This is a genomic window from Bradyrhizobium sp., from assembly GCF_049586575.1.
Lineage (GTDB): Bacteria > Pseudomonadota > Alphaproteobacteria > Rhizobiales > Xanthobacteraceae > Bradyrhizobium.
This window is the reverse complement of sequence record NZ_JBAVCF010000431.1, coordinates 1-11,792: the sequence shown is the minus strand read 5'-3', so window position 1 is coordinate 11,792 and position 11,792 is coordinate 1. Positions and strand designations below refer to the sequence as shown.

General features: G+C 59.9%; 11 protein-coding genes. All 11 read right to left on the bottom strand.

Features of this window, described 5'->3' with window-relative positions; translation table 11 throughout:
- Positions 1-1,256 (bottom strand): c-type cytochrome (locus tag WB528_RS17145; RefSeq protein WP_423889599.1); only part of this gene is annotated, 1,256 nt, incomplete at its 3' end.
- 89 nt (positions 1,257-1,345) lie between these two features.
- On the bottom strand, positions 1,346-2,245 hold the full coding sequence (locus WB528_RS17140; protein WP_423889598.1) for a DUF1259 domain-containing protein: 900 nt from the start codon (positions 2,243-2,245) through the stop codon (positions 1,346-1,348).
- Between the two features lie 379 nt (positions 2,246-2,624).
- Positions 2,625-3,704, bottom strand: coding sequence for a Cj0069 family protein (locus WB528_RS17135; RefSeq protein WP_423889597.1), 1,080 nt, complete (start codon positions 3,702-3,704; stop codon positions 2,625-2,627).
- 314 nt (positions 3,705-4,018) lie between these two features.
- A complete protein-coding gene (locus WB528_RS17130; protein ID WP_423889596.1) occupies positions 4,019-4,762 on the bottom strand; it encodes a M15 family metallopeptidase in 744 nt (247 codons plus the stop codon).
- A 96-nt stretch (positions 4,763-4,858) separates the two neighbouring features.
- The gene (locus WB528_RS17125) at positions 4,859-5,821 is read right to left on the bottom strand and encodes an N-acetylmuramoyl-L-alanine amidase family protein (protein ID WP_423889595.1); all 963 of its coding nucleotides are present in this window, start codon (positions 5,819-5,821) and stop codon (positions 4,859-4,861) included.
- Positions 5,822-6,001: 180 nt separating this feature from the next.
- Positions 6,002-7,021, bottom strand: coding sequence for a hypothetical protein (locus tag WB528_RS17120; RefSeq protein ID WP_423889594.1), 1,020 nt, complete (start codon positions 7,019-7,021; stop codon positions 6,002-6,004).
- Between the two features lie 137 nt (positions 7,022-7,158).
- Positions 7,159-7,614, bottom strand: coding sequence for a MarR family winged helix-turn-helix transcriptional regulator (locus WB528_RS17115; protein ID WP_423889592.1), 456 nt, complete (start codon positions 7,612-7,614; stop codon positions 7,159-7,161).
- 32 nt (positions 7,615-7,646) lie between these two features.
- On the bottom strand, positions 7,647-8,351 hold the full coding sequence (locus tag WB528_RS17110; RefSeq protein WP_423889591.1) for an ABC transporter ATP-binding protein: 705 nt from the start codon (positions 8,349-8,351) through the stop codon (positions 7,647-7,649).
- Positions 8,348-9,136 (bottom strand): ABC transporter ATP-binding protein, encoded by a 789-nt coding sequence (locus WB528_RS17105; protein WP_423889590.1) that lies wholly within the window; start codon positions 9,134-9,136, stop codon positions 8,348-8,350. The genes WB528_RS17110 and WB528_RS17105 overlap by 4 nt, the downstream gene beginning before the upstream one ends.
- Positions 9,133-11,016: an ABC transporter permease gene (locus WB528_RS17100; protein ID WP_423889589.1), complete on the bottom strand. Its 1,884-nt coding sequence runs from the start codon at positions 11,014-11,016 to the stop codon at positions 9,133-9,135. The genes WB528_RS17105 and WB528_RS17100 overlap by 4 nt, the downstream gene beginning before the upstream one ends.
- 149 nt (positions 11,017-11,165) lie before the next feature.
- On the bottom strand, positions 11,166-11,792 hold a 627-nt coding region (locus WB528_RS17095; RefSeq protein ID WP_423889588.1), incomplete at its 5' end, for an ABC transporter substrate-binding protein.

Below are 11,792 nucleotides of genomic sequence, written 5' to 3'. Positions count from 1 at the left end.
TCGTTGCCCTGCATCCGGTTCTTGTGTGCGGTGCCGTCCGGAAAATGGGTGAAGGTAAGGTCGCCGAGCTTGTGCTCCTCAAGCTTCCAGTAATCCCTGAGATTTTTGCCCACATCAAAGCCCACCGGCCAGTCGTAATACTTCCCTTCAATTGGGTTCTTGAGCGGCTGGCCCTGCGAATGGCACTGGATACAGGTGTCGCTGGCGTGAACATAGTCGAGACGCGCCGGATTGAGGATGTTGTCGCGGACCGGCTTCTTGGCATGCGCCTCGCCGGGTCCGTGACATCTCTCGCAGCCGACATTCCACTCGGTGACGGTCTTGGTCTTGATGTCGTAGTTCACCGAATGGCAGCCGTCGCAGAGCGGCCCCGTCGGACGCTGGAAGTTGTCGGGCGGATAGAGCGGCGCCCACCAGTCACCGGTATTGGGGACGAAATACTTGCTCCATTTTTTATGAAAGACATCCCATTGCACTGGAAGCGGGAAATAATCGTCGCCGACTTTCTTGAAGTAGCGCTGCTTCCATCGGCTGCCGTAAACGAGCGCGACGTCGTCCTTCGTAAAACTATAAACCGGATTGGGTTGTGAGAGGTCGGGGATGATGGCGTCTGGATGTTCGCGGGGATCGCGCACAACGTTAGCCATGCGGGTCTTGCGCCAACGCGCATAGACTTCTTCATGACATCCCTTGCAGGCGACTGACCCGACATAATGCCCGTGATCCGGCGGTAGTGCTGCGGGCGTGGTGGACGAAGGCGCTGGAGCTGCCTCGGGCGTCATCGACGCCACTTCCGGCAGATGCCTGAGGTAACTCACGAGCTGCCAGATTTGACGGTCAGGCAAATTCCAGGCAGGCATGCCGGTGTTACGGATGCCGTGGCGAATATGATAGAAAATTTCGCCGTCCGAAGTTGCCTGGATCGCAAACGAACGAAGTGCCGGTGGACGCGGATACTGGTTGCCGCCGATGGTGGTTTTGCCTCCCCCGTCATAGCCGTGGCAGGTTTCGCACTTCTCCCTGTAGAGCTCATGTCCTGCCGCAAGCCCGGCGGGGTCGTCCTTTAGCGGATTGACGGTATTCTTCGCGTCGTCCGGGACGCTTTGATGCAACAGCCAGGTGGCGACCAGAGTTTCAGCCGCCGGTGGTTCCCGAAGCGCACTCGACAGACCCGGAACAAAAATGGCGTAGAGAGCCCCGAGAATCCCCACCGCCACGACAATGACAGAACACCCGATCAAAAGCTTTCTTCGCATTGATTCGCCCGCGACTTTTATTGGTCTGCCGATCACTATTCATCTCATGCGGAGAGGGACGCCGACACCTCCCGCATTGCCAAAGGCGTTCAGTCTTTTGCGCTCGCCGTCTTGTCGAGTGCGGCGCGTAGTCCTTTGGCCAGCTTCATCGCATCATCGACCGCCCAGAAATGCAAGAAGAACAGCCGAGGCTGCTCATCCAGCATGTGACTATGCACCGCCGTGACGTCGATGCCATTGGTTCGCAGTGCTCTGATGACGGGATTTACTTCGTCGCCGGCGAGGACGAAGTCGCCGGTAATGGCGGCCTTGCCGCCGCCGGTCGGCTGAAAGTTGATACCAATAGCGACACCGAGTGGCGCGGGTGGTGTCATGGCCATGCCATCCATGCTTACGGGATCGCGGCGGGGGACGTTGTATTGATAGATCCCTCCGTTGGCTTTCCCTTTGGTCTTCATGATCTGATCGAGTTTCGCGGTATCGAGATCGATGGCGGGAGGAGACGCGGTGGCAGTCGTAGAAGCCGGCATCGAAAGCGGCGTCTTGCTGAGGGCCAGTGCGTCACGAATGACAGCCGCCATCTTGGCTGGGTCACCGTGGCCACCGATATGCATGTAGAAAGTGGTCGGGCTGGCGCGCAGTAGGTGATTGTGTACGGCGGTGATATCAAGGCCGCCTTCAATCATCTTGAGCATCACAGGATTAATTTCGCTCTCAAGCAACACGAGGTCGCCCATCACCATGGCTTCGCCATGCATCGGCTTGAACGCGACCCAGCCGCCGAGCGCCAGCCCAGGTTTGATGGTGACACCGTCAAGCGTCACGCTGAGATCGCTGCGCGGGAACCCATAGCGGTGCACGTCGCCCGAGACTGCCGGCTTGCGGCCGAGCGCGTCATCCACCTTCTGCCAATTTATGTCCTGCGCCTGAACGCTGGTGGCGAGCACAGCGGCGACAATTGAAATCGTCGCCCAAAACAACTTACGCATGGTCTTCTCCTTCTCACAGTTTCTTTTAGTAGCTGGTGGTCATGACTGTTGCGCCGCGGACGCGAAACAATCGCGCGGGAACGGATCGAAATGCCGGGCGACACGACGGGGCAGACCTGACAAGTGGATCGGCGCGGATGAATTTCCGAGCCTATCTTCGTACAGATCCCGTGAAGGGGAAGGAGACGACTGGTTCGGTCCATGCGCAATCCTCCCGACGAATCGAGCGCTGCGCAGAGCTTGGACGGAGACCGTCTAATGAATGGGGAGTCTGCATTTCCCCAACACATGTTTAGTTGGAGCGCGGATCGAACGCAAGAGGGGGTACCGCTATCTGAGCACGACGATCGCGGGGCTGATGCGGGAGCAAATTGCGATGCTAGCGATCGAGTGTCCTTCTGCTTGTCAGGGACCGGTCTCGTGCGAGGCGAGCGATCTCAGGCGCCGCCTGTTCCGGGAAAGGAAAGACGGAACTGACATTAATCTCGCACAGCATGTAGGTGTCTCTGCCTGATGCGTCGCGCGGCCCGTAGAGAAAATCCGCGTCCCAGATGACCGGTAGCGATCCGGCATCGACGTCAAGCGCCCGCATCATCTGCGGTGTCCAGTCGGACTCGATTAGGTTTTTCAGCGCCTGAAACTCCGGCGCCGACGCCGGATGCATGATCCGCGGACCCGGCGTTGCCGCTTCCGAGTTCGGGCCTTCCGGAGGCGGTGGAATGAGCGCTTTGATAAGCTGGTGGCCGAAGCCGATGACCTTGTCCGCACCCATGTAGCAGCGGATCATGCCGTCAGGCAGTCGTGGCTGGAACGGCTGATCGATGATGCAGCCGTCGTCCGCGAAATACGCCTCGCACCGTGTCATGAACTCATCGAGCGGCAGATCCTCGGGCAGGCTGCCCCGGCTCGCCTCTAGCACGCGTACCGTAGGCGCGACCCGCGCAGCCGCTGATATCAGCTCGACTTTCCAGACGCCCTGGCCGCCATTGCCTCGATTCTGTTTGACGACCCGTGGGGTCGCCTCCTGGAGCCGCCGCGGAAATTCCTCGCGGAAAACTGCGTTGGTGCGATAGAGGTGCGTGTCGGAGCCCCAACCAAGATCTCGGGTGCGGTAAAGGACTTCCTTCGCGCCCATCTTGAGAATGACGTCAGGATGGGCACTGACCCAAACCCCTTGAACGGCAACGTCGCGCAACAGCGCATCAAGCTGCTTTCGGTTTCGCCCGGTGAAAAGCGGATCGACCCAGACCAGCACGCCATCGCAGGCAAGTAGTTGCGCGCGGACCTGATCGACCGCATCGTCGGCATAGAGCGCGGGTACCCCTTCGATGCCGAGCGCAGCCAGCGCCTCGAAAACACGATGAAGCCGGTATTCCTGTGGTGTCGCCGCGTGCCACTTGGGGACGTCGCGGGGCCATAACAGAGCTATTTTTATGGAATCTGAGCGTTTGGTCGACATGCTGCGCCCTTGGTGAACTGGACGCGATTCTTGGGCATGTCGCCTGAAAGGGGAGATCGCAATCCCCAAGCCTCATAAATATCAGGGCGAATCGGACTGTCAAGCAGGCCAAAGCGCCGCGCGTTCGCTCACCGCGGAACGTGCTGGAACTAGTGGTTGGATTCTAAGATTCGCATCCCTTTTCAGCGGTCACCTCTTGCGAATGTTAGAATCATGGGACCGCTAGCAAATACAGGTTTCTAGTGGAGTTTAGGATTTGACATTCGTTTTACGAACTTGCGGCCAGGCGGGTAGCGAATGTCAAATCCACTCCACTAGCGTGTTGACCGTTCCGTCGAAGATGGCGAAGCAGAGACCTCAAAGTCGAACCCGTCGCCGCGAAATGGCTCATCGATCAATTCGAAGTGCCACCACTCCTTCGCATAAGGACGAAAGCCTGCATCCAGCATGATGGACTTCAGCATTTGGCGGTTACGTAATGCCATGTCGCCTGCACCAGCGTTTGATGTACTTGCCATCGGATCCAGGCAGTCGTAGCCGGTGCCAAAATCGATCGTTCCATCCTCGAATCTTTCGCCTTTTGGCGACGTGCAAGCCTTGAGAGGCTGCGTGGGATTTGACGGCGACGCAGATGAAAAAGTGACCGGTACAACGCCTAGGTCCACCGTGCTGCCCCGCGAGTGAGCCGATCGTGTTGCGAGATATCCGAGAGCGAACAGCTTTTCCTTGTCGGTGTTTGGATAGAATTCGGCCTTCATCTCGGCGTGCGTTGGATCCTTGCTCCACTGAAGAAAATCGTCGACAGCCCGCTTCGGCCGATAGCAATCCCAGACGATGAGCGAGAGCTTTTTCTCGGCCAGTTTCCTCTGCACGGCTTCAAGCGCCTTCGCCGCGGGCTCGCTGAGGATACACTCTGATGCGAGGTAACCCCTGATGGGTCGACCCACGAAGTTATGGGATCCTGCATAGCGGATGTCCTGGACGATCGTGGGGTCGATATCACGCAAATGAACGAAACCTTTGGGCAAGGAGCCCGCCACGGCAAAGCCCGGCAGCATGACGCTTATCGAGGCAACGCCAGCAGCGATGAGCATCCCAGCGGCATTGTTGCGAAACGTCCGGAAAGGATGCGAGGCCACGCGGTCACCGCTCCATCACAGCGGACCGAGGAAGGGCTCCTGCGGACCGCAGAAATCCTTCGCTGCCGCAACGACGGCGTTGCCGACGAGATCCCTGCGTTCCGGCGATTCCATCCTGAGCTCTTCGTCCCGGTTGATGATGGAGCCTGCCTCCAGCAGCACGGCCGGCATACGCGTTTTCCTCAGCACCACAAGATCATCGTAGCTATAGACGCCGGCTTCCTTGTCCAGAAGCGGGTGCTGGTAATGCCCCATGATGGGCAAGGTATATTGCCGCGCATATTGCAGGCCACGCGCCTTCATTTCCCTAGCCACCATTTCGGCGAATGAGAAGCTCGTCTTGAAATCCGGGTTGTCGTGGGAGACGAATACGGAGTAACCGCTGAAGCGGTCGCTGTGATGGCTTTTCTTGCCCTCGAACTCCCAATCCTCAAGCAATTTGTCAGGTACGGAGTCGTGATGGATCGACAGGAATAGATCAGCGGACCAATCGTTCGCAACCGCAACTCGTTTGACGAGGCTTGGCCTGGCCTTGCCCTCGGTCACCAGCAGCCGGGTCTCCGCAAAACCTTCGGCCTTCAATTTCTCATCGATCTGTCGTGCAAGACGCAGATTAAAGGCGAACTCGGGGACATTGCGTGAGCTGGTCGCGCCCTCCGATTCGGCGGTATGCCCTACATCCAGAAGGACCCGGAATTTCTTGGGATCGCATTTGGATGGGGCGGCTTTTAAAGTGGAAAGGCTCAAATGGGCCGCTCCGAGCGCAGCAAGCTTCACATGATGGGATTTTGGCGAAGCGCTGTGCTTGGCCGAGCCAGTGCGCTTTAACGAGGCGACATGCGCAGCCGCCTTGCCGGGCTTTGACGAGCCTTTAAAAGCGTCCGTTAGCCAGTTGGCTTCGCTGATCCGGATCGGTAGAAACACCAACACGACCATCGCGCCGACGACGGCGCGGCAGCACAGAACACCGAGGCGCAAGCGTGCGATTTTTTGACCTGACGACGGCAATCCCTGCGCTCCCCGAAGTGAACTTTCGTTCGCGCTTGATGGCAGCATGACGCACTTTAACGGGGATTTTCAATCAGGAGTTATTCGAAATCTATTGGCAATTCGACGGGCGACATCAAAATGCTTAAGAGGCTCGCAGTTTTGGCGGCCTTACCTCGCCTTGATCTCGTCAAATTTAGAACTCGCTTGCTCAAATTTGGCGTTGAAGAGCCACATCGCATCAAGAATTTCGCGAAAAGTCGCGGATCCTCTCGCCCTGTCGGCGTGTCCGAAGGCAAAGATGCTGTTGTTTCGCAGATACCCCATGAACGTCGGGTCGGAAATTTTGAAGCTCAGCAGCTTGCCTGACCTGAGCGCCGCCCTCGTTGGGGTCGGGATAATTTGCATCAGCTCGAACAATTTCATCTGGTCGATCGGATCCGGCAGTATCTTTGCGAGTCTGGGCACTTGCGGAAAGATGTCGGCGTGGGTGCTCATCAGGCCATCGCGTACGGCGGTCCAGTGATTGAACCGATGATCGAGATTGCCTGCTCGCGCTTCCTCCTTGTCGTCGCGAAGGCTCAACGTTGGATCAAAGGTCGCTATCGTCTTCTTTGTCGCGAACCACTTTTTTTGACCGATTTGATCTTCGGATGGACCAGTCTGAAAACTTCCCTTGTACTTGTTCGAACGCGCATTTCCGGCGTTCTGGACACCGTTGGTCTCGGCGAAGAAGATACCCAGGCTAATACGCCCTGCCACTTCGGCGTTCGTCGTATCGAGGCCTTTGGCTCGCGCAATCGCAATTCCCAAATCGACGACGTCCTTGAAAGGCGTATCCGATTTTTGCGCATTGGCGGGTGGCGCATCCATCACGTCGAAGAGCCTCCTGTACTCGTCGAGCATCGGCTCGTTTTCGGCGTCGAGATAGGCCGGAGGGATTCCGAATTTATTCGGCTTTCCGATCCTGGAGGGAAGCGCGTCGGTGAGGTCTTTGTACGCGCTGATCATGTCGTTGCGAGCCAAATAGAGCGTCTGTCCCGGCAAGTTCGGCAATTGCTGGTTTGATCTGATTTGCGCACGCCGCTCGCGCAGGATCAGCTCGAATCTGTCGACAGCGGTGTGGTACGTATCGAGTGCATCGGACTGCCTGGTCGTGAGAGAGCCCTGCTGCCCCATTGCAGTCGACATAAAATTGAGACCGCCGGTAGCCGGGGAGACGAACGAATCGATCGTATTGATAACCGCATCGCCAGCCATAAAAACGAGAAGCCCGAAGCCAAGAGCAGCCCTCGGCAAAGCGTGAGAGCTTGATCGCCCGAGCAACCTCACCGCAGCTTGCTCAAGAGCGTAACCAGCAGCTCGCGCTCACGGGAATCGAGCGGCGCCAGCGTCTCCCTCGAAATCGCCATCGCGTTGGCCGCGACTTTCTCGGCCAGCTGCTGCCCAGCTCGCGTCAGGCTGACGCGCAGGCGTCGTCCATCCTCGGGGTCGGCGCTGGTCTCGGTGAGACCACGCGCAGTGAGGCGGTCGATTACGCCCTTGATGGTGGCGGCGTCCATCGCGGTCAAACGGCCCAACTGGTTTTGTGAGCACGGCCCGGTTTCGGCGAGTTTGGCAAGCGCTGCCCACTGCGTCGGCGTCAAATCCGCCCCGATGTCGCGGGAAAAGATCACGGTGTGACGTTGCGAGACTTGACGCAGGATGAAGCCGATCTGTTCGTCGAGCACGTAAGGCGGCCGCGACGGCCTCACACTGCGCCTCAGTGGAACTTCCCTGCTCATCGCCGCCCTCGCGCCCGTTTCATGCGCCGCCGTCACAATGCCAGATGCGCATCGCGGATATCCGGACGTGCATCGAGCTCAGCCATGGTGCCGGAGAAGCAGATGCGGCCGCGCTCGATGATGTAGGCGCGGTCCGATATCAGCCGCGCGAAATGCAGATTTTGCTCGGAGACCAGAAGGCTGACGCCTTCCTTCTTCATGGTCAGGATGGCTTCCACCATCTGCTCCACGATCTTGGGCGACAATCCCTCGGAAGGCTCATCCAGCAGCACCAGCGAGGGGTTGCCCATCAATGTCCGCGCGATGGTGAGCATCTGCTGCTCGCCGCCGCTCATGCGCCCGCCGGGCCGGCCCCGCATTTCCGCGAGATTGGGAAACAACTCGAACAGCCGCTCGCGCGTCCATTGCGGCGCATTTTCCCGTGGTGGCTGGCGGCCGACTTCGAGATTTTCCTCAACCGTCAGGTCCGTAAAGATGCGCCGCTCTTCCGGCACATAGCCAAGCCCGCAGCGCACGATCGCATGCGTCGGCAGGCTCGATATCTCGCGGCCCTCGAACTGGATGCGGCCGGAGCGCTGCGCGACGAGACCGACGATCGAGCGAAAGGTCGTGGATTTCCCCGCGCCGTTACGTCCCAGCAGCGCGACCGCCTCGCCCTCGCCGACATCAAGCGCGACGTCGAACAGAATGTGCGCCGGGCCGTATTGGCTGTTGAGATCTTGGATAGAGAGCTTCACGGGGAAACTCCTTCCCGATGGCGCGCGTCATAGACCAGGCCCTCGCCGAGGTAGATGGCGCGGACCTCCGCGTTGCGCCGCACTTCTTCCGGCGAACCCTCCGCGATCAGGCTGCCGCGATTGAGCACCAGAATACGATCGGCATGCTCGAATACGACGTCCATGTCGTGTTCGGTGAAGAGAACACCGATCGATTTCTCCTTGGCGATTTGGGCCGTGAGCCGCATCAATTCGATGCGTTCGCGCGGCGCCATGCCGGCGGTCGGTTCGTCCATCAAGAGCAGCCTCGGCTGGTTGGCAAGCGCGACCGCCAACTCGAGCCGCTTGAGATCGCCATAGGCCAGTTCGCCGCACGCGCGCTTTGCAAAGCCGCCCATGCCGACAAGCTCCAGCAGGCGATCGGCCTCGCTTTGGGCATATTGCGGCATCGACGCAAAGAGATTGAACAGTTTTCGGTCATGCGACGACAGCGCCACCTGGACATTCTCGCGCACTGTCATGGTCGGGAATGTCGCGGTGATCTGGAACGTGCGGCCGACGCCGAGCCACCAGACCTCCCGCGGCCTCAACCCGGTAGTGTCGTGGCCAAGCAGACGGACCCGCCCCGCATCGGGCGTGGTCTGGCCATTGAGCATGTTGAAGCAGGTGCTCTTGCCCGCGCCATTCGGGCCGATCAGCGCGAGAATTTCACCGGCGGAAAGCGCAAACGAGACGCCGCGCACGGCATGCACGCCGCCATAGGATTTGCTCAGGCCCTCGACTGACAATAATGGCTGCGTGCTCATTCGGCGGTCTCGATTTTCGAGGCTACCAAGGCGGCCTTGATGGACGACGGCCGGCGATGCCAGATCGCTTCCACCGTGCCGACAATGCCTTTTGGAAAGGCCACGACCATGAGAACGATAAAGCCGCCCAGCACGAGCTTGGACCACTCGGTCTGGCTGACCAGCCAGATCGAGAGCGCCTTGTAGACGATGGCACCGACGATCGCGCCCGAGACCGTCTCGACGCCGCCGAGCAGCACCATGACCAGCGCATCGACCGACAACGGAATGCCAAGGACATCCGGAAAAACGCTGCCCTTCAGATAAGCAAACAGCGCGCCGCCGATACCGGCCGCGGTGCCGGCGATGACAAAGGCGGTCCACTGGATGCGCTTGCCGTTGATGCCAACAGCCTCGCTGCGCAGCGGGGAATCCCTGTTAGCCCGCAGCGCAAAGCCGAAAGGCGAGAACAGCGCGATCCGGAGCGCGCCCACCACGAGCGCGGCAATCGCAAGCGACAGCCAGTAGAAATGCGAAGGGCTGGCCGCCCAGCGCTCCGGCCAGACGCCGAGAATGCCGTTGTCGCCGCCGGTCAAGTCGACCCACTGGAAGGCAACCGACCAGACGATCTGCGCAAAGGCCAGCGTGAGCATCGCGAAATAGACGCCGGACAGTTGGACGGAGAAGAAGCCGAACACCGCGGCGCCGAGAGCGCCAAACACAGGCCCGAGCACAAGGGCCGCGATCATCGGCAGGCCTGCGAGCTTGGCTGCGAAGGCGACGCCATAGGCGCCCAGTCCGAAATAAGCCGCATGTCCAAAGGAGGCGAGCCCGCCGGCCGACATCAGGAAATGAAGGCTCGCGGCGAAGATCACGAAGATGGCGATCTCCGCGCCGACGTTGAGCGCATAATTGCCGGTAAACAGCGGCAGCGAGGCGGCGAGCAATAGCACGATGGCAGCCGCGATGCGCTCATTCGAAGTCAGCGCGCGCCACGGATGGACGGTAAGTCCTGGCGTGCGGCGCGCCGGGGCCTCCGCTCTGCCGAGCAGCCCCCAGGGTCGCACGATCAGGACCACCGCCATCACCAGAAATACCAGGATGATGGAGATTTTTGGAAAGATCAGAATGCCGAAGGCATTCAATTCCGACACCAGCACCGCCGCGACGAAGGCGCCGACGACACTGCCGAGGCCGCCGATCACGACGACGACAAAAACATCGACGATGACGCGCAAATCCATGGCGTGGTTCGCGGCGTCGCGCGGAATTTGCAGCGCGCCGGCCAGCGCCGCGAGAAACACGCCGAGCGCAAACACGGACGTGAAAAGCCATTTCTGGTTCACCCCAAGTGCTGCCACCATGTCGCGGTCCTGCGTCGCGGCGCGAACGAGAACACCCCAGCGCGTGCGCTGGAACACCAGCCAGAGCAGGCCGAGCACGGCCGGCCCCAACACGATCAGGAACAGGTCGTAGCTTGGAATTTTCTGACCGAAGAAATCGAGCGCGCCCTTCAGGCCTGGCGCGCGCGGACCGACCAGATCGTTCGGGCCCCAAGTGAGAACCACGACGTCTTCGACCATCAGTGTCAAACCGAAGGTCGCGAGCAACTGGAACAGTTCCGGCGCATGATAGATTCGCCGCAGCAGCAGCATTTCGACGACGACGCCGATCGCCGCCACAATCAGCGATGCAGCCAGGATGCTGCCCCAGAATCCGAGCGCGCCGGAAAAGCGCGCGGTCAGCGTGAACGCCACATAGGCGCCGAGCATATAGAACGCGCCGTGGGCGAAATTGACGATCCGGGTGACGCCGAAGATGATCGACAGTCCTGAAGCAACCAGAAACAGCGAAGCGGCGCTGGCAAGCCCGGTCAGGAACTGAGCGATGTAAAATGCCATGGGCGAGTTTGCGCAGCTTTCAGTGTATCGGCATCATCCTTCGAGACGGCACTTCGTGCCTCCTCGGGACGAGGGTCCCACACCTCATGGTGAGGAGCGCGGGCAAGCCCGCGCGTCTCGAACCCATGAGGCCCCGAGGTTAGTTGCCTTTAATCCTTCGGCCGCATCTTTTCGACTTCCGCATCGCTCGGCTGATAGTCGGAGCCTTTGCGATAGACGGAATCGACCATCACGCCCTTGCCGTCCTTCAACGCGGTCTTGCCGACAAACGCCCCCAGCGTCGACTGGTGATCGATCTTGCGGAAGGTGATCTCGCCAAAGGGCGACGGCAGCGACAAGCCCTCGGCGGCGGCAATCATTTTCTCAGGATCGGTCGAGTTCGCCTTGGCGAGGATGGCGGCTGCCGCCTTGATCGTCTCGTAACCGACGATCGATCCGAGCCGCGGATAGTCGTTGTATTTGGCCTGATAGGCTTTCAGGAAGGCGTCGTGCTCCGGCGTCTTGATCGAATACCAGGGATAGCCGGTGACGATCCACCCTTCCGGCGTTTCGTCCTTGAGCGGATCGAGATATTCCGGCTCGCCGGTGAGGAAGCTCACCACCTCGCGACCCTTGAACAGACCGCGCGTGTTGCCCTCGCGCACCAGCTTGACGAGATCGGCGCCGAATTCGACGTTGAGGATCGCGTCGGGCTTGGCCGCGTCGATCGCCTCGAGCACGGCGCCCGCGTCAATCTTGCCCTGCGGCGGCCATTGCTCGGCGACCCACTGGATGTC

What these genes read in the sequence shown, in the direction of transcription:
- WB528_RS17115 (WP_423889592.1), bottom strand. Translation starts at nt 7,614, where the DNA reads ATGAGCAGGGAAGTTCCACTGAGGCGCAGTGTGAGGCCGTCGCGGCCG.
- WB528_RS17100 (WP_423889589.1), bottom strand. Translation starts at nt 11,016, where the DNA reads ATGGCATTTTACATCGCTCAGTTCCTGACCGGGCTTGCCAGCGCCGCT.
- WB528_RS17130 (WP_423889596.1), bottom strand. Translation starts at nt 4,762, where the DNA reads ATGCTGCCGGGCTTTGCCGTGGCGGGCTCCTTGCCCAAAGGTTTCGTT.
- WB528_RS17120 (WP_423889594.1), bottom strand. Translation starts at nt 7,021, where the DNA reads ATGTCGACTGCAATGGGGCAGCAGGGCTCTCTCACGACCAGGCAGTCC.
- WB528_RS17105 (WP_423889590.1), bottom strand. Translation starts at nt 9,136, where the DNA reads ATGAGCACGCAGCCATTATTGTCAGTCGAGGGCCTGAGCAAATCCTAT.
- WB528_RS17135 (WP_423889597.1), bottom strand. Translation starts at nt 3,704, where the DNA reads ATGTCGACCAAACGCTCAGATTCCATAAAAATAGCTCTGTTATGGCCC.
- WB528_RS17140 (WP_423889598.1), bottom strand. Translation starts at nt 2,245, where the DNA reads ATGCGTAAGTTGTTTTGGGCGACGATTTCAATTGTCGCCGCTGTGCTC.